18 protein-coding genes are annotated in these 17,775 nt (G+C 70.2%); 13 read left to right on the plus strand and 5 right to left on the minus strand.

The window, feature by feature from the left end:
• Positions 1–142 precede the first annotated feature (142 nt).
• On the minus strand, positions 143–1,318 hold the full coding sequence (locus DWB77_RS04380; RefSeq protein WP_120719970.1) for a PP2C family protein-serine/threonine phosphatase: 1,176 nt from the start codon (positions 1,316–1,318) through the stop codon (positions 143–145).
• Positions 1,319–1,409: 91 nt separating this feature from the next.
• Between DWB77_RS04380 and DWB77_RS04385 the strand changes: the two genes are divergently transcribed.
• Complete coding sequence (locus DWB77_RS04385; RefSeq protein WP_342778029.1) at positions 1,410–1,925, plus strand: MarR family transcriptional regulator; 516 nt, start codon at positions 1,410–1,412, stop codon at positions 1,923–1,925.
• Positions 1,926–2,187: 262 nt separating this feature from the next.
• Here the strand turns inward: DWB77_RS04385 and DWB77_RS04390 are convergent, their stop codons facing one another.
• Positions 2,188–2,394 carry a hypothetical protein gene (locus DWB77_RS04390; protein WP_120719972.1) on the minus strand — a complete coding sequence of 69 codons (207 nt, stop codon included), beginning with the start codon at positions 2,392–2,394 and terminating at the stop codon, positions 2,188–2,190.
• Between the two features lie 277 nt (positions 2,395–2,671).
• Between DWB77_RS04390 and DWB77_RS04395 the strand changes: the two genes are divergently transcribed.
• The 12 genes from DWB77_RS04395 (at position 2,672) to DWB77_RS04450 (ending at position 15,263) form a co-directional block, all read left to right on the plus strand.
• Positions 2,672–3,544: an STAS domain-containing protein gene (locus DWB77_RS04395; RefSeq protein ID WP_120719973.1), complete on the plus strand. Its 873-nt coding sequence runs from the start codon at positions 2,672–2,674 to the stop codon at positions 3,542–3,544.
• The gene (locus tag DWB77_RS04400) at positions 3,541–3,951 is read left to right on the plus strand and encodes an STAS domain-containing protein (RefSeq protein ID WP_120719974.1); all 411 of its coding nucleotides are present in this window, start codon (positions 3,541–3,543) and stop codon (positions 3,949–3,951) included. Before DWB77_RS04395 ends, DWB77_RS04400 begins: the two co-directional genes overlap by 4 nt.
• The gene (locus tag DWB77_RS04405; RefSeq protein ID WP_120719975.1) at positions 3,935–4,393 is read left to right on the plus strand and encodes an ATP-binding protein; all 459 of its coding nucleotides are present in this window, start codon (positions 3,935–3,937) and stop codon (positions 4,391–4,393) included. The genes DWB77_RS04400 and DWB77_RS04405 overlap by 17 nt, the downstream gene beginning before the upstream one ends.
• Positions 4,390–5,400 (plus strand): SpoIIE family protein phosphatase, encoded by a 1,011-nt coding sequence (locus DWB77_RS04410; RefSeq protein ID WP_246033402.1) that lies wholly within the window; start codon positions 4,390–4,392, stop codon positions 5,398–5,400. The genes DWB77_RS04405 and DWB77_RS04410 overlap by 4 nt, the downstream gene beginning before the upstream one ends.
• Positions 5,401–5,530: 130 nt before the next feature.
• Complete coding sequence (locus tag DWB77_RS04415; RefSeq protein WP_342777910.1) at positions 5,531–6,637, plus strand: PP2C family protein-serine/threonine phosphatase; 1,107 nt, start codon at positions 5,531–5,533, stop codon at positions 6,635–6,637.
• A 337-nt stretch (positions 6,638–6,974) separates the two neighbouring features.
• Positions 6,975–8,078: a globin domain-containing protein gene (locus DWB77_RS04420; protein WP_246033403.1), complete on the plus strand. Its 1,104-nt coding sequence runs from the start codon at positions 6,975–6,977 to the stop codon at positions 8,076–8,078.
• Complete coding sequence (locus tag DWB77_RS04425) at positions 8,075–8,743, plus strand: pyridoxamine 5'-phosphate oxidase family protein (protein ID WP_120719977.1); 669 nt, start codon at positions 8,075–8,077, stop codon at positions 8,741–8,743. The genes DWB77_RS04420 and DWB77_RS04425 overlap by 4 nt, the downstream gene beginning before the upstream one ends.
• A gap of 189 nt (positions 8,744–8,932) precedes the next feature.
• Positions 8,933–10,402: an aldehyde dehydrogenase family protein gene (locus DWB77_RS04430; protein WP_120719978.1), complete on the plus strand. Its 1,470-nt coding sequence runs from the start codon at positions 8,933–8,935 to the stop codon at positions 10,400–10,402.
• A 43-nt stretch (positions 10,403–10,445) separates the two neighbouring features.
• Positions 10,446–12,014 carry an APC family permease gene (locus DWB77_RS04435; protein WP_120719979.1) on the plus strand — a complete coding sequence of 523 codons (1,569 nt, stop codon included), beginning with the start codon at positions 10,446–10,448 and terminating at the stop codon, positions 12,012–12,014.
• Positions 12,015–12,043: 29 nt separating this feature from the next.
• Positions 12,044–13,600 (plus strand): GMC family oxidoreductase, encoded by a 1,557-nt coding sequence (locus DWB77_RS04440; protein ID WP_120719980.1) that lies wholly within the window; start codon positions 12,044–12,046, stop codon positions 13,598–13,600.
• Between the two features lie 517 nt (positions 13,601–14,117).
• Positions 14,118–14,387: a hypothetical protein gene (locus DWB77_RS04445; protein WP_162952424.1), complete on the plus strand. Its 270-nt coding sequence runs from the start codon at positions 14,118–14,120 to the stop codon at positions 14,385–14,387.
• Positions 14,388–14,396: 9 nt separating this feature from the next.
• On the plus strand, positions 14,397–15,263 hold the full coding sequence (locus DWB77_RS04450; protein WP_120719982.1) for a helix-turn-helix domain-containing protein: 867 nt from the start codon (positions 14,397–14,399) through the stop codon (positions 15,261–15,263).
• Positions 15,264–15,403: 140 nt separating this feature from the next.
• Here the strand turns inward: DWB77_RS04450 and DWB77_RS04455 are convergent, their stop codons facing one another.
• The 3 genes from DWB77_RS04455 to DWB77_RS04460 all read right to left on the minus strand — a co-directional run bounded on the left by DWB77_RS04455 (position 15,404) and on the right by DWB77_RS04460 (position 17,509).
• The gene (locus DWB77_RS04455) at positions 15,404–15,847 is read right to left on the minus strand and encodes a transglycosylase SLT domain-containing protein (protein WP_120719847.1); all 444 of its coding nucleotides are present in this window, start codon (positions 15,845–15,847) and stop codon (positions 15,404–15,406) included.
• Positions 15,848–16,311: 464 nt separating this feature from the next.
• Entirely contained in the window at positions 16,312–16,506 is a 195-nt protein-coding gene (locus tag DWB77_RS37615) for a hypothetical protein (RefSeq protein ID WP_162952425.1), read from the minus strand.
• Between the two features lie 142 nt (positions 16,507–16,648).
• Positions 16,649–17,509 (minus strand): DUF4253 domain-containing protein, encoded by an 861-nt coding sequence (locus DWB77_RS04460; protein WP_120719983.1) that lies wholly within the window; start codon positions 17,507–17,509, stop codon positions 16,649–16,651.
• Positions 17,510–17,775: the final 266 nt, after the last annotated feature.

The following is a 17,775-nucleotide window of genomic DNA, read 5'->3' on the forward strand; positions in this document are numbered from 1 at the left end:
CCTTCTTTCCGCACCACCTCGGGCGGCGACCTTGGATGAGCGGCGGCTCCAGCCCCCGCCGGCCTCTGCCGACCGTACTCTCATCTCTCTCCCCGTGGGAGAACAGTCCACTTTCGTCCGGGCCGAACCCGCCCGGCCCGGGTCAGTCCGTGTCCTGACGGCCCCGCCAGTCGAGACAGACGACCATCGCGTCGTCGTCGGCGTCGATCGGGCCGCGGTGTCCGGCCAGCTCCTGGAGGACCGCGCGGGGGACCTGGGAGGCCGGCAGCAGTCGTGTGCTGGTGAGGGCGCGCATCAGTGCCTTCTCGCTGTAGGGCTCGCCCGCGGGAGAGGCCACGTTGTAGACGCCGTCACTGACGAAGACCAGGCGGTCGCCCGGTTCGACCTGGAAGGGCTCGGCCGTGTAGAGGGTGTCCTCGAACATGCCGAGCGGAAGCTGGGCTTCCAGCTGGATCTGCTCGGCCTTGCCCTGCCTGAGGCGCCACATGCGGGGCGAGCCGGCGTCGACGATCTGCGTCTCACCGGTGGCGACGTCGAAGCGCAGCAGCAGCGTGGAGAGGTAGGCCTGGCCGTGGTAGTGGCCGTATACGGCCTGGTCGGCGAGGCAGGCCTGGTCGGCGAGGGACAGGCCGGCGCGGCGGGCGTTGCGCAGGGCGTTGACGGCCAGGTTGGTGAGGAGAGCGGCTTCGATCCCCTCGCCCATGCCGTTGGTGACGACGAGGGTGAGGTGGCTGGCGGAGGCCGACCAGTCGAAGTTGTCGCCGTAGATCGCGTACGCGGGCTCCAGCTGGGCCCCGATCTCGTACTCGGGGCGGGAGCAGGACCGGCCGGGCAGGAGCTGCCACTGCATTTCGGCGGCGAGCGTCAGACGGTTGGCGCGCCGGGCCTGGAGGTACACATCGGTGTCGCGTTCGCCCACGACGATCTCGTGTCCGAGCACTTCGGCGACATCCTGGAGTTCTTGCTGCGCCCGGGCGTCGTAGAGGTCTTGGGGCAGGGTCACGGTGAGGACGCCGATGCGGTCTCCCCGCACGCTGATGGGCAGGTGGGCCGTCAGCTGTCCTGTGCGATCGTCGTTCTCGACGTAGGGTTGCTGCGCACCGAAGGCTCGCCCCGGAGAGCTCTGGTAGACAGAAATCGGTTCGCCGGTGTAGGGGAGCGCGCTGACCGGTTGCAGTATGGTCATCGCGTAGTCGGCCATGAGCAGGTCAACGGAGACGGCCCCGTAGTGCTGGGTCAGAGCGTCCTGCACCGCTTGCAGCAGAGCGTGCGGCGCCGCCTGGCGCAGTGCGCGTTCTGCCGCCGTGAATCTGTCCACTGTTCGGTTACCGCCTGTTCGGGAAGATGAAGACAAAGAGGCGCGGGAGGGGCTTTTTGTGCCGCAGCGACTGCCAAGGCGGTTGAACACCGTGACTGTTGAAAGCGGGCACTCCGACGGTGCTGCCACCGACGGCCGGAGAGCCGCCGCGCTAGCGGCCCGCGAGGCTATCGAAGTGCTTGAGATCCTGTGGAGCAAGGGTGGAGATTTGGCACCCATCGCTCCAGTGTCGACCTCTCAGCTGAGGGTTCTGTACATCCTCGCGGACAACGACGGGATCAACCTGCGCGCCCTGGGTAACGAACTGGGTTCGACTCCCTCGTCGGTGAGCCGTATGTGCGACCGTCTTCACGCGATCGGCTTCGTCGAGAGGACCCCCAGCTCGGCCAGCAGGCGGGAAGTCGAACTGCGCCTGACGGGCGCGGGCACCCGCTACCTCAGCGATCTCAGGACGCGCCGGGAGGCGGCGCTGGCCGAGGTGGTCGCCACTATGGCGCCCGAGGAACAGGCCGCTTTCGCGCGGGGGCTGGCCTTCTTCCGGTCGGCGGTGCTGCGCGGCGCGGGCGATGCCGCTTCGGTGCGCGGCACGGTGGCGGACACGGCCTGAGGCCGACCTCCCGCAGGCGGGGGCAACAACACATCACAGTCGTCAGTCCTCCACACCGGCTGATGCGCACGTCCGACCGTGAGCCGGGTCCAGAGTGCGGCCTCCCGTCACTGTTGTCAAACGGCAAGTATTTCCGTACGGAAACTAAATCGTGCTCCGTTCCACGGCCCCGGCCACTGCCCGCCGCGCAGGACCGCAGAGCGTGTCCAGCTCCCGCTCCGGCCCCCCTTTCGAGCGCGCCGCGACGGACAGAACCGTGGCGTCAGTTGGCCGGGACGGGCCCCGTGACTTTCTCCAGGCGCACCAGGTCGTGCGGGTTGAGCCCGGACAGGTCGCAGATGGCGTCCACGGCGCCCCCCTTGCGCAGGGCCGCGACCGCCTCCAGTTCGACATCGGCACGCGCGGCGTCCAGTGCCTCCTGGGCATCGCGCAGACGGTTGACGGCCAGTTCCAGCGAAACGAGTTCCATGGGCGGATGATGACACGCCCCGACCTCTTCCCCGTCGCACGTTCCCGACATCCACCCTCCGGTGGGGCGGGGCGGAGGTGAGACCGGGTGTCCTGATTGTGGCGGTGGTGTGAGGAAAGGGGCCGCTGCCCGACCGGCAGACGGGAGGGGGTTCCGCGTTCGTCTCACACGTGCGTATATTTGCCGCACGACAACAGTTGGCACGCGGGCCGTGCCGTTCAGCCTATGAGGGGCGCCAGTACCTGCCGCGGCATCGGTACTGATGAAGGGAGACCGGGTGGGTGCCAGCGAGGCCGTGGTCCGTCAGCGGGTGGCGAAGGCGTTGCGGGACAGCGGCGACGCGGTGTCCGACCGATGGGTCGAACTACAGCTGGCACAGGGCGAGTTGAGAGGGAGCGTCGGCGAGCGCGAGCTGCGCGAAGAGGCCGACGCCCTGGTCGCTGCGCTCGCCGCGGGGCTTGCCACCGGCCTGCCGGTGACCCAGGTGGTCAACTCCCACCAGGAGCTGCGACAGGCCGTCGTCGACCTGTCGCTGCGCAGGGCCAGGGGCGGTGCCACGCCGACCGCGACGTCGCTGGCCGTCCTCGTCCTCAAAGAGGCGGTCCTGGAGACGGTGCAGACCACCACCGATGACGCGGGGGAACTCTTCGGGGCCGCCCTGCTGATCAACCGTCTGCTGGACGCGGCCGGGGCGCTGTCGTTCGACACCTATGTCGAGGGCCGCGAAGAGATCATCCGCCGACAGAGCCGGCAACTCCTCGAGCTGTCCACGCCGGTGGTACGGCTGTGGCGGCACGTACTGGCGGTTCCGCTCATCGGCACCCTCGACACCGCCCGCACCCAGGTCGTCATGGAGAACCTCCTCCAGGCGATCCAGGACCACGAGGCACAGGTGGCGATCATCGACATCACGGGGGTGCCGACCGTCGACACGGCGGTGGCCCAGCATCTGATGCAGACGGTCAACGCGGTACGCCTGATGGGCGCGGACTGCGTCATCAGCGGCATCCGTCCGCCGATCGCGCAGACCATCGCGCAACTGGGCATCGACCTGTCGAAGATCCTCACGCGGGCCAGCCTGGCCGACGCCCTGTCCGAAGCCATCAAACTGACCGCGGACCCCGCCGTCGAATCGCGGGCCCTGCGGTGAGGACACAGCAGAGCGGCGGCGTCCCGATCCTGCGCCTGGGCGACGTCCTGATCACCGGTCTCCTCAACGAGCTCGACGACAAGGCCGCGCTGGCCTTCACCGACGAGCTCACGGAGCGCATCGCTTCGGACCGGGCCAGCGGTGTTCTGATCGACATCTCGCGTCTGGAGATGATCGACTCCTTCGTCGCGCGCATGCTGATGGAAATGACGTCCATGGCGCGCCTGCTGGGAGCCCGGGTCATCGTGGCGGGCATGCGGCCCGCGGTGGCCATCACTCTGGTCGAACTGGGCCTGGAACTCGACGGCGTCGAAACAGCCCTGAACGCGGAACGGGGCATCGCCGCACTCGGGTGGCACCAGGGCCCCCGGCCCCCGGGAGGGGCAGGACATGACCCAACTCGCTAACCGTCACGCCACCACCGCCGCACCCCGCGCCACCGACGACACGGCTGGCGAACGTCTCGTCCTGCACTCGGAGGAGGACCTGCTGGCGGTACGGCACGCGGTGCGCGCGGCCAGCGTGACGGCCGGTTTCGGCATCATCGACCAGACCCGGGTCGTGACCGCGGCCAGCGAACTGGCGCGCAACGCCTACATCCACGGCGGTGGCGGGACCCTGACGATCGAGTATCCGGGCCGTGGCGCCGGCCAGGGGTTGCGCCTGACCATAAGCGACTCCGGGCCGGGCATTCCCGACCTCGACGCGGCTCTCGCCGACGGGTTCACCACCGGCGCGGGCCTGGGCCACGGGCTGGGCGGCGCGCGGCGCCTCATGCACGACTTCGAGGTGCACACCGGCGCGGGCCGGGGCACGACCGTGATCGTCACCCGCTGGGCCGGCCGGTGACCCTGGCCGGCACGCCGACAGTCCATGTCCGCATCGATCACTACAGCGCCGTGCACCTGGCCGCCGCGACCGCCCGCTCCCTCGGGGAGCGATGCGGACTGCCCGGTGCCATGCCGGATCAAGCCGCGGTGCTCGCCTCGGAACTGGCCAGCAACATCGACAAGCACGCCCGGGACGGCGCCCTGTACATCCAGCCGCTCGCGGTGGGCGGCGGAGTGGAGATCCTCGCCGCGGACCGCGGCCCGGGCATGCCCGAACTCGAACGCTGTCTCACGGACGGCTACACCACCGTGGGAACGCTGGGCGCGGGCCTGGGCGCCGTTCACCGCATAGCCACGGAGTTCACCATCCGGACCCAGGCCGGGGTGGGCACCTATGCGTCCGCCCGCCTCGTCCCACCCGGCCCGGCCGACGCGGCCCGGCAGCGCGCCGGGTTGACCTGTCTCCCCGCCGACCTCGAAGAACACTGCGGAGACGCCGGCGCGATCGTGGACACCGGCCCCGTCCGCACCGCCGCGGTCATCGACGGGCTCGGACACGGCAGCGAAGCCGCCGAAGCCGCACAGAGCGCGCTGCGATCCTTTCGTACGGCGGCCGCGGCGCCCCTGCCCGACCTTCTCACCGCGATGCACCGCGCGCTGCGTCACTCCCGCGGCGCGGCCGTGGGTCTCCTGCGGGTCGAGGGAGAACGGGCCCAGTACTGCGGAATCGGCAACGTCCGCGCGGTGGCCCTCTCGCACGAGGGCGTCCATCACCGCCTGACCGGACAACCCGGCGTCGTCGGATGGCGGATGCCGAGCCCGCGAACCCACTCCTTCCCGCTGTCCGCCGGTGCCACGGCGCTCCTGCACTCCGACGGCATAGACGCCCGCTGGACCCAGGCGCCCTCCCTGTTCGTGCTGCGTCTGCCGCCGGAGCTGCTCACCGCTTCGGTGACGCACCACCATCGCAACACCCGCGACGACGCGACAGTCCTCGCGATCCAACCCCCGCGAAGGCACCCATGAACGGCACGTTCCACTCCCTGGCGGCGCTCCGGTCGGCCGTGCGCAGCGCCGCGCGGCGCCATGGACTGCCCCCGAGGTCCGTTCCCGCCTGGTCCTCTCGGTCGCCGATGCGGCGGAAGCCGAGGTCACCGTGGGCCGCCCCGTCACCTTCGCCGCCGGCATCGAGACGAACCCCGACAGCGGCACCTCTTTCATGACCGCCACGCTGACCGCGCCCGGAGCCCCTGGCCCGCTCGCCAGGATGGGCCTGCCGCTGCCCCCGGCCCCGGCGCCCCCGTCCACCACGCTGACCTGGCACATGCCCGTACCCGCCGCACACGATGCGCACTCCGGCGTGGTGCAGCACAGCGAAGCGGGGACCGTGGACGAGGAGCTGCGCGCCGCGCTCGCGATCACGGACGCCCTCAGGGCCGAGCACCGCCGGCTCAAGCACGAACTGGCCGAGACCAACGGCGGTGTTCTCGCCCTGTACGTCCAACTCGAGGAGCGGGACGAGCAGTTGCGCCGGGCTCACGGTGCCATGTTGCAGGAGCTCGAAGACGCCCTGCGGCCCGCCCCGTTGACGGTCGAAGGTCTGGAACTCGCCGTCCACTACGCGCCCGCCGACCCGCATGCTCCCACCGGCGGCGATCTCTACGACTGGTTCACGCTGCCCGACGGCACGCTCCACATCACGGTCGTCGACGCGCTCGGCCACGGGGTGGGCAGTACCAGAACCGCCCTCGCCGTGACCCATGCCGTCCGCACCCTCGCCCTCGAAGGCCACCCTCTGCGGTCCCTCGTGGGACGCGCCCACGAGCTGCTGACCCCACTGACGCCGGGGCTCATGGCCACGGCCCTGCTCGTCCGGATCGATCCCGCCACCGGCGAGGTGGAGCTGGCCAACGGAAGCCATCCGCCCGCACTGCTGCTCCGGGCGGACGGCGGCGCACGCTACCTCGAAGTCCCCGGAAGGGGTGTGGGCTTCCCCCTCCCCGGCAGCGAGCGCCTGCTGCGGGCCCGGCTCGCGCCCGGTGACCTCCTCCTCCTGTACACCGACGGTCTTACCGAGAGCCGGCGCAACCCCTGCGAGGGCGAGGTCCGCCTCGTCGAAGCGGCGCGCCTCCACGCCACCAAGCCCGTCATGGACATCCCGGGCGCCATCGCCGCCGACATGCACACCGTCGTCCTCCATCCCGACGACACCCTGGCGCTGGCCATCCGCGTACTCGGGCCGCCCCACGCGCCACAGAGGTAACGACTCCGGGAGGACTGGCGCAGTAATTCAGGGGAAGACGGCCTCTGTCGTCTCATCGTTGCCGCCCGAAAGGTGAACCGCCTGAACCACCACGTTCCTGACCATCCGGCGTTCAGCAAGCCTGCAACGGCATCTCTGTGATTGTGACAACTCTGTGCCTCGAAGACTGTCGCGCCCGTCCCCAACGCGGCCAACGGCCTCCACGCATCCCGCAGAACCCCCTGCTGCCTTTCAGCCCCACGACCCGCCCCCCGTACCGGACATCGCGGCTCTGACCGAGCGCGAGATCCAACTGGTACGCGCCGGCCTGGCGGTCGTCGAATCGCAGGCAGCAGAGATGACGGTGTACTTCTACGCCATCCTCTTCTCCCGCTACCCCCAGGTGCGCCAGCTCTTCCCCGCCGACATGGACGTGCAGCGCGACCGGCTGCTGCGGGGGTTGTTGCGCATCATCGAGCTGGTCGACGACCCGCACCGCCTCGTGCAGTTCTGCTCGCTCCTCGGCCGCGACCACCGCAAGTTCGGAACGGTCGACGCGCACTATCCGGCGGTCGGCGAGTGCCTGCTGGCCGCGCTGGCCCGGTACGCCGGGGATGCCTGGACCCACGAGATGGCCGCGGCCTGGACACGCGCGTACAACACGGCGGCCCGCGTGATGATTCTCGCGGCCCAGGACGACAGCCGCGTACGGCCCGCCACCTGGAAGGCAGAAATCGTCGGCCACCTCCCCCGCGGCCACGGCATCGCGGAGATAACCGTGCGCCCCGACCAGGCGTACCCCTATGTCGCGGGCCAGTACGTCACCATGGAAACGCCGTGGCGGCCACAGGCCTGGCGGCACTACTCCCCGGCCAACGCGCCGCGCCCGGACAACACGCTCACCTTCCACGTCCGGGCCGTCTCCGGCGGCACCGTCAGCAGTGCTCTCGTCCACCACGCGAGGGTGGGCGACATCGTCCAACTCGGCTCTCCCCAGGGCGAGATGGCCCTCACGTCCGCCGAGGACCGCGATCTGGTGTGTGTGGCCGGCGGCACCGGTCTGGCCCCTATCCGCGCCATCCTGGAGGAGGCGGCCCGTACGGGCATCCGCCGTTACGTCGACCTCTTCATCGGCGCCCGTACCGCGGAGGAGCTCTACGGCCTCGACGACATGCTGCGCATGGCCCAGCGCCAGCACTGGCTGTCCGTCCGTGCCGCCGTCTCCCACCAGCACATCGTGGGCCGGGAGGGAACGCTGCCGCAGGTACTGCACGAATTCGGGCCCTGGGACCAGCACGAAGCGTTCCTGTGCGGGCCGCCCGCCATGGTCACCACCGCCGCCCGCACCCTGATCCATGACGGTGTGCCCCCGTCCCGGATCCACTACGACCCGCTCGAAACACCCGTCCTCAACACCCCGCTCGCCCCGGCACGACACCCCCAGGAGAACGCACCACTGTGACCAGTCCCCACCCCGTGCCCTCTCCGGGGGAACGCGCCCTCCAGGCCCACCTCGCCACGCAGGAACGTGCCGACGCCTTCTACTCGCGCCAGGTGCACCAGGCGCTGACGCCGCCGATGCGGGAGTTCATCGGCCGCCAGTCGATGGTGTTCCTCTCCACCGCCGACCGGGCGGGTCACTGCGACGCGAGCTTCCGGGCCGGGCCCCCCGGCTTCGTCACCGTGCTCGACGACGGCACCCTCACCTATCCGGAATACCGCGGCAACGGCGTCCTCGCCAGCGCCGGGAACATCGCCGAGAACCCCCATATCGGCCTGCTCTTCATGGACTTCACCCAGCACCACATCGGCCTGCACATCAACGGGACGGCCGCGCTGCTGGCCGCCGACGACCCGCTCGCGGCCCACGCCCGGATCCCCGCCGACCTCGCGCCCGGGCGCAAACCGGAACTGTGGATCCGCATCACGGTGCAGGAGGCGTACGTCCACTGCTCCAAGCACATACCCCACCTCGAACCGGCGGCGCGCCCCCGACGTCGCCAGCCGGACCAACGCCCCAAGGACAGCGAGTACTTCATCGCCCCCGTGCCCGCCCAGCCGTCAGCCGTTCCGTTCCCCCAGGAACCCCACTACCCGCCGATGCCCCAGCAGGTCCCCCAGTACTGACCGCATGGCGGCGGTCCCCCGGTCCGGCGCTGCGGCATGGGTGAGCGAGGGGTGCTCACCGTGCCGCCGCGCGGGACGGGCCGGTACGTGCTAGGTGTGGCAGGTCACATGTCGTCGTGAGGACGGCCCGTGTCGCAGCGGCCGGTGTGCCCGTGCCGGCCGATCCGTACGGCCTGACCTGGAGGATTCATGCCCGAGCTGTTCATCGCCGGCCGGTGGACGTCGGCCGCGGAAGGGGGCAAGCGGGACATCCGGTGCCCCGCGGACGGCTCCCTGGTCGCCCAGGTGGACGAGGCCGGGCCCAAGGACGCGGCCGCGGCGGTGGCCGCCGCGCGGGACGCGTTCGACCGCGGTCCGTGGCCGCGCACCTCCGTCGCGGACCGGGCCGCACTGCTGGTCAAGGTGGCCGACCTCCTCGTCCGCGACAAGGCCGATTTCGCCCGGGCGGAGTCCCTCGACACGGGCAAGCGCCTGGTCGAGTCGGAGTACGACATGGACGACATCGCGAACTGCTTCCGCTACTTCGGCAACCTCGTCGCCTCAGCCGGCACGGACCGGGTCGTCGACACCGGCACCGCGTCCGTCGACAGCCGTGTCGTGCACGAGCCGGTCGGAGTCTGCACGCTGATCACGCCGTGGAACTACCCCCTGCTGCAAACCGCGTGGAAGGTCGCGCCCGCGCTCGCCGCGGGCAACACCTTCGTACTCAAGCCGAGCGAGCTGACCCCGCACACCGCGATCATGCTGATGCGGCTCCTTCAGGAGGCCGGCCTTCCGGACGGGGCCGCCAATCTCGTACTCGGCCCAGGGGCGGTGGTCGGCGCGCCGCTGACCACGGACGAGCGGGTCGACCTGGTCTCCTTCACCGGCGGCCTGAGCACCGGCCGGAGCATCATGGCGGCCGCCGCTCCCACGGTGAAGAAGGTGGCCCTCGAACTCGGCGGCAAGAACCCCAACATCGTCTTCGCCGACGCCCACTTCGACACCGCCGTCGACTACGCGCTCATGGCCGTCTTCCTGCATTCGGGGCAGGTCTGTTCGGCCGGTGCCCGGCTGCTGGTGGAGGACGAGCTGCACGACCGCTTCGTCGGCGAACTCGCCGCGCGCGCCGGGCGGATCCGCATGGGCGGCCCCTTCGACGAGCACGCCCGCACCGGCCCCCTCATCTCCGCCGCCCACCGCGACAAGGTCGAGGCGTACGTCGCCGCCGGTGTCGCGGAGGGCGCCGTGCTGCGGCTCGGCGGTGCCCGGCCCGACGACCCGGCACTCGCCGACGGCTTCTACTACCCGCCCACCATCCTCGACGAGTGCACCCCGCAGATGTCCGTCGTCCAGGACGAGTCGTTCGGCCCGGTCGTGACGGTCGAGCGGTTCCGGGGCGAGGCGGAGGCGCTGGCGCTGGCGAACGACACCGTGTACGGCCTGGCCGGGGCGGTGTGGACGACGGACGAGGGCCGGGCGCACCGGATGGCCGCCGGTCTGCGTGTCGGCACGGTCTGGATCAACGACTTCCACCCCTATGTCCCGCAGGCCGAGTGGGGCGGGATGAAGCAGTCCGGTGTGGGCCGCGAACTGGGTCCCGCCGGGCTCGCCGAGTACACCGAGGCCAAGCACATCTGGCGCAACACGGCGCCGGAACCGCAGCGCTGGTTCGACTGACCGCCGGCCTGCTCCCTGCCCGCACGGAACGAGGAGACCTGCCATGGCGGACACCCCGCCCGGTCCGGAGGGACCGGCCGAGAGCGCGTCCTCCGACCAGGACGCGGCGCTCACCGAGCTGGGCTACAAGCCCGGGCTCAAGCGAACCCTCGGCAACTTCCACACCTTCGCCGCCGGGATCAGCTACATCTCCATCCTGACCGGCACCTTCCAGCTGTTCTACTTCGGCGTCAGCTTCGGCGGGCCCGCCTACTGGTGGTCCTGGCCGATGGTCTTCCTCGGCCAGCTGATGGTGGCCCTGTGCTTCTGTGAGCTCGCCGCACGGTTCCCCGTCGCGGGCTCGGTCTACAACTGGTCCAAGCACTGCGGCGGCCCGCACGTCGGATGGCTGGCGGGCTGGATGATGACGGTCGCGACGATGGTGTCGCTGGCCGCCGTGGCCCTCGCCTACCAACTGACGCTCCCTCAGATCTCCAGCGTCTTCCAGGTGATCGGCGACGGCACCGGCAAGTACGACGCGGCCGCCAACGCGGTGCTGCTCGGCGCCATCCTGATCCTGTTCACCACCTTGGTCAACGCGTTCGGCGTCAAGCTCATGGCCACCATCAACTCCGGTGGCGTCTTCATCGAGCTGATCGCGGCCGTCGCCCTGGTGGTGCTGCTCGGGGTGCACATCACCCGGGGCCCGAGCGCCATCGTGGAGACCGGTGGTTATGGACAGGGGCAGTCGCTCGGCTACCTCGGCGCGTTCCTGACCGCCTCGCTCGCTTCGGCGTATGTGATGTACGGCTTCGACACGGCCTCCTCGCTCGGTGAGGAGTCCATCGACCCCGCCCACAACGCGCCCCGCGCCATTCTGCGCGCGCTCGTCGCCTCCTTCCTGATCGGCGGTCTGATCCTGCTCTTCGCGCTGCTGGCCGCTCCGGACCTGCACGCCAAGGAGCTGTCCGTGGACGGTCTTCAGTACGTGGTGAAGGCGGCGCTCGGCCATACGATCGGCGTGGTCGTGCTGTGGTGCGTGGTCATCGCCATCACCGTGTGCGCCCTTTCCGTGCAGACGGCGGGGCTGCGGCTGGCGTTCGCGATGGCCCGGGACAACAACCTGCCGGGCGGCACGAAACTGGCCCGGATCAGCCCCAGGTTCCAGACGCCGGTCCTCGCCACCTGTCTGATCGGGGTCGTGGCCGTCGTCATCCTGGTCGTCAACATCAACCAGCCGCAGATCTTCTCCGTCGTCACCAGCATCGCCATCGTCATGATCTACGTCGCCTATCTCCTGGTGACGCTGCCCCTGCTGGTCCAGCGGCTGCGCGGCCAGTGGACCACGGCGCCCGGCAGCTTCTCGCTGGGGCGGTTCGGGATCCCCGTCAACATCCTGGCGGTGCTCTGGGGCGCCGCGATGACCGTCAACCTGCTGTGGCCGCGCGCCGCCGTCTACAACGCCACCGGGCCGCAGCACTGGTATCTGCGCTGGGGCGGCGTCCTGTTCGTCGGTGTTGTCGGTGTCGGGGGTTTCCTCTACTACTGGTTCGTCCAGCGCAGGCAGACCGGCGTACTGGCCGAGCACGCCGTCGACGACCTCCCCGAACCCATGGCCCACGGCGGGCCGTAGCGGCACCGACCGTACGAGAAGGAGCTGATGTGGACGAGTTCGACTATGTCGTGGTCGGCGGCGGGACCGCCGGATGCGTCGTCGCCGCCCGGCTGAGCGAGGACCCGTCGGTCACGGTCTGTCTCCTGGAGGCGGGGCCCAGCGACGTCGGCGACGACAACGTCCTGCGTCTGGAGCGCTGGATGGGCCTGCTCGAGTCCGGTTACGACTGGGACTACCCGGTCGAACCGCAGGAGCACGGCAACAGCTTCATGCGGCACGCCCGCGCCCGGGTCCTCGGCGGCTGCTCCTCGCACAACTCCTGCATCGCCTTCTGGGCGCCCGCCGAGGACCTCGACGCCTGGGCCACCGCCGGCTGTACGGGATGGGGCGCGGCCGACACCTTCCCGCTCTACCGGCGTCTGGAGAGCAACGACGGGCCCGGCGACCACCACGGCCGCTCCGGTCCCGTCACGATCCGCACTGTGCAGCCCAACGACCCTTGCGGAACAGCCCTGTTGGAGGCGTGTGCGCAGGCCGACGTCCCCACCACCTCCTTCAACACCGGCACGACCGTGGTGCGGGGCGCGGGCTGGTTCCAGATCAACTCCGACGAGAACAACATGCGCCAGTCCTCGTCCGTCGCCTATCTGCACCCGGTGCTCGGCAAGCGGCCGAACCTCGAGGTACGTACCGGGATCCGGGCCCAGCGGCTGCTGATCGACGCCGACCGCCGCTGCACGGGCGCGGCTTACCTCGCCCCGGACCTGGTCCACTCCCGTACGGTCACCGCGCGACGCGAGACCATCGTCAGCTGCGGCGCCATCGACACCCCGAAGCTCCTGATGCTCTCGGGCATCGGCCCGGCCGACCACCTGCGCGACGTGGGCGTGGACGTGGTCCTGGACGCACCGGGCGTGGGCGAGAACCTCCAGGACCACCCGGAGGGGGTGATCATGTGGGAGGCCAAGCAACCCATGGTGGCCACGTCCCAGCAGTGGTGGGAGATCGGCATCTTCGTCGACACCGAACCCGGCCTGGACCGGCCCGACTTGATGTTCCACTACGGTTCGATGCCCTTCGACATGAACACCTACCGACGTGGCTACCCGACGAGCGAGAACGCGTTCTGCCTGACACCGAACGTCACCCGCGCCCGCTCCCGCGGCACCGTACGGCTGAGGACACGCGACTACCGCGACAAGCCGCGCGTCGACCCGCGCTACTTCACCGACGAGCACGACGTACGCGTCATGACGTACGGCCTGCGGCTGGCCCGCCGGATCGCCGCGCAGCCCGCACTCGCCCCGTGGGCCGGGGCCGAACTCGCGCCGGGGCCGGACGTCCAGACCGACGCCGAGCTTCTTCATTACATCGCGGAGACCCACAACACCGTCTACCACCCGTCCTGCACGGTGAAAATGGGCGCCGACGACGACACGAGCGCCCCGCTCGACGCCCGGCTGCGCGTCAAGGGCATCGAGGCGCTCCGTGTCGCGGACGGCTCGGCGATGCCGGACCTGGTCACGGTCAACCCGTGCATCACGACGATGATGATCGGCGAGAAGTGCGCCGACATGCTCAAGGAGGATGCACGGCCGGCCTGACCCGAGCACGACAAGGGCCGACCCCGTGGGTGCTGGGTCGGCCCTTTCGGCAGGGTCACGCGCCAACGTGACCGTGCGGTGTTCCCCGTTCTGCCGTGGTTGGAGCCAGGAGCGATCAGGGAGGCGTCGCCGTACACCGACGCACTCCGGATGGTGGCAGTGTCCCCAAACAGCAGCAAATGAAATTGGGACAGAATGAGATGATCACCGAGGGCTACGGCGCTCTGGGCACCCGGCGCCCGAGGGGCCTCTCTCCGGCCCCAGGTCAAGCCGCACGACGAGTTGACCCATTCGTTGTCCCATACGGACCGGCCGTCCTCGTCACGATGACCGCCGATTTCCATGCCAAGACACATCGGAATCAACTGGCCGCCCAGGCCCGGCGGGCCTGACACGATGCTCCCCGTCCTGCAAAGCCGGGTGGCGCCAACCACCCTTGCAGAGAACCGAGTTGGAGCCCACATACCGACGGTGTCCGATGCTTGGCCACCGGACCCCAGCCTTCAGGAGGCCGATCGTGTTTCCCCGCCGTCCGGTGGCTTCGTGCCTAGCGCACGGAGCCACCCCCACCCGCCGCTTCGGTGGTGCCGAAACCGCTGTGGTGATCGTCATCGTGGTGCTGTCAGGAGTTCTGACCCAGACCGGAACGCAGCAGGCCGTCGCCCTCCAACTCCCATTGGTGGCAACGGTGTTGGGTGGCTGGGCAGTCCGTCTGGCGACCGCCGGACCGCCCAGGGCACTGCGCCTGACGGGCAGGGTGATGGCCCATCTCGCCGCGCAGGGGTGAGGGGTTGCCATGGCGCGTCCAGAGATTCCCCTGCCCTCCGCCACCAGCGCGCTCGGCCGGCTGGCCACGTATCTGCGCAGCGAACGAACCCGTATGGGCCTCACTTACACACAGCTCAGCGAACGCGCGGAACTCAGCCCCTCCACCCTGCAACGCGCCGCCAGTGGAACGACCCTGCCCACGCTGGCCGTCGCCGTCGCCTTCGACCAGGCCTGCGGGGGGAAGGGCGAGGCACGCGAGCTGTGGCGGGCCGCGCAGCGCGAACAGCGCAGACAGCTGACGGGCCCCCGGCCGACCGGCCCTCTGCTCGATCTCGTGTCGGACCTCAAGGATTTGAGCGACGCGCTGATCGAACTCCACGACCGCAACGGAGCGCCTTCCATGCGCTTGATGGAGCAGCGCGCGGAGGCGAAAGCCTCGCAGCACGGGCCGCTCTCCCGATCGGCAGCCCACCGGATCCTTCGCCGGCGTGCCGTTCCCCGCACCCAGAAGCAGCTCCACGCCTTCCTCACCGCCTGCCAGGTCGCGGACGTCGAACGTCCCAAGTGGGTCCGCGCATGGCTGACCGCGCAGCGCGGCCATCGGCCCGAACCGACGTACAAGAGCCCGTACTACGCGGAACGGAAGGCGGACGCGGCCGTTTCCCTGGGCGGCCGCGGCAGCGCCCAGTGGGCCGCGTCGAGCTTCCGTGCCGTGGGACTTGAGCCCTTGGAGGCGTTCCACGGGTTCACGGCGCCCTGGTCCTTCCGTTGCACCCGGTGCAACTCGGTGGGGCGAGGCCGCCTCTCCGACCTGGGGCGGCCCAGCGGCGGCTGCCAGGTGTGCCGACGACGAAAAGAGGACGAGAACGAGGGGGGCGTGACCGCCGCCGATTGAGACCGGGGGGGCACTCCCTCACCGCCCATGGTCCGTATGGTCAGGTCCAGACCCAGTCGTCTCGGGGCGGGGATACGACAACGCTCGGCCGGGGGTTCCGGCCGAGCGTTGTGGTGTGTCTGGGTGTCGCTGGGTGTGGCTCAGTACCAGTGGTGGTTCTGCCAGAAGTTCCAGGCGCCGACGGGGCTGCCGTAGCGGGAGTTCATGTAGTCCAGGCCCCACTTGATCTGGGTTGCGGGGTTGGTCTTCCAGTCCGCACCGGCAGAGGCCATCTTCGACGCCGGCAGCGCCTGGACCAGACCATACGCACCCGAGGAGGAGTTCGTGGCGGTGTGGTCCCAGCCACTCTCCTGCGACACGATCTTGCTGAACGCCGCGAACTGAGCCGGGTCCTTGATCATCTGCTGGGCGATCGCCTTCGCGTTCACCGGAGCCGCCTGAGCGGGAACCGTGGCGAACAGAGAACCGGCGACACCCACGGCGACGACGGTACCCGCGAGAGTCTTCTTCGAAGCGGCGATACGGCGGATGACAGCGTTGGACACAGAGAAGCCTTCCAAAGGGAACAAGGACGGTCGCGGCATGCCAGGGACATGCGGAAACCACTCACACAAGCAAGGGGGTTCGTCTGCGGCGGGTGAAACCACCCGGTGCCGCCCGGCGACTCATCCAGTTCTACCCACCCCCCAGCCCCCTGGCAATGCCCCCCACCTACTACCCCACCCCACACCCAAGGACCTCCGACCCACCCACCGCCTGCACCAAACCCCCAGGTGACAGGCCTGCCCGCACACGGTCTCGCGGCACCTCAACCCACTAACCCCGGCCGTATGTGACGTGGGTCCTGTGGGCCGCCTCACCACCCAAATGCCCGAAACTCACCCAATGTCACCGTACGTACCCTTCGAGAGGCGTGGCCCGGACCACACACCACCCCCAAAATCGAAGGAAACCACCCCACCCCACCACCCAATGTCGAGGAGCCCGACGTAGCAACGGGGCCCCGGCGCATCGCGCCAAGGCCCCGTTGCTACGTCCCGGTGCTACGTCAGCGGGTGAACTTGATGGCCAGGAAACCCTCGCTACCCGTGTTCACGGCTCCGTGTCCGACAGAGGCGCCGGTCCGCTCGCCCTGCTGGTAGAGGAACGTGCCGGGGGCGTCGGCGGCGGTCGCGATGGGCGCCGCGACGAGGGTGGTGACGGCGGCGAATACGGCAGCGGCCAATACGGAACGAATGCGCATGGTTTCTCCAGCGGTTCGGTGGTGGGTCCTCCGGGGATTACCCCGACCGGGAGGGTGGTCTACCAAGGACTACCGAAACGGGTGATGTTCCCGAGCGAATGCCGGGCCGGGCGGATCCGCCCACGGCTCGGCGCCGGACCGGTCAGTGCCACCAGAAGGACCAGCACTTCTCCTCGACGAGTTCCTCGGCGTAGTCGGTGAGGCTCTCAGTGCCGCGAAAGACGTTGTCGGGGCAGAACGCGACATGCTCGGCCGCCACCGGCAGCGCCTCTTCCAGGCCGTCCGGCCGCGCCGTCACGCTCAGCCGCAGGCCGCCCGGGCCGACCTCGACAAGGCGGGCTCCATACCGCTGCTCCCACCCGCGCAGGACCGCGGCGATCGCGCCGGTGTCCGCGTGGCGGGCCGCTCCGGTCCAGCCACAGGCGGCCAGCGCTTCGGCGCCGCTGTCCGCGCGGACGAGTCCGATCCGTAGCTTGGGGTCGTGGTCCAGCAGCCAGCCGGCCACGGCATCGGCGGCATCGGCGGCATCGGCCGGAGCGTCCCCGGCCGCCGGGCGCGGGGTGGGCGCGAGGCCGGGCCAGTCAGGACCGTACGGCTCCAGCATCTGAAGCCGCTCCGCCGCGTCCTGCGGATGGTCCGGGCTGCCGTCGACCAAGGCGTTCCACCAGCCTCGCAGGACGGCCTCGGGGTCGTGGAAGTCGGGCGCGGACGACTGCCCCGGGGCGAGTTCGCCCGTGGCCCAGGGGCGGAAGTCCGGGTCGTTTGCCGGATGGGTCAGCAGCAGCGGCCACAGCCCCGATCGCGCATGCTCCCGATGCAGCTTCTCCCAGAGCCCGGTCGGAGTCGGCCCGTCGCTCAGCCACATGACCGGGGCGTTCCCCTCGGATCCCGCCGGGGTGATCAGCCGGCCCGGCGGCAGAGGAGTAGCGAGCGAGGACTGCTCGGCGGCGCCGTCGGGGAAGAGCGGGTGGAGGGTGGGCGGCAGGGGCGTCGGATCAACCATGCCCCCACGGTAGAGGCCGGGTCGGACAACCCTTCTCACGGGCGGCCCTTCGGCCCTTCGGTCCTACGACCCCTCGCGTCCCGCGCACGGAGCGCACCGGCCCCCCACCGCCGAGGGGACCCGGCCCTCACGTCGTCACCGTCAACCCCCTTGCACGGCAAGCTGGTTGACCGCGACGGCTCTCCGCTCGTGCGTGGTTGCCTCAGGGCCGACGGCGGGCAGCCCATCAGGAAAGGCGGCGACGGGCCGGGGCGGCCGGCTCCGCC

The organism is Streptomyces hundungensis, assembly GCF_003627815.1.
In the GTDB taxonomy this organism is placed as follows: Bacteria; Actinomycetota; Actinomycetes; order Streptomycetales; family Streptomycetaceae; genus Streptomyces; species Streptomyces hundungensis_A.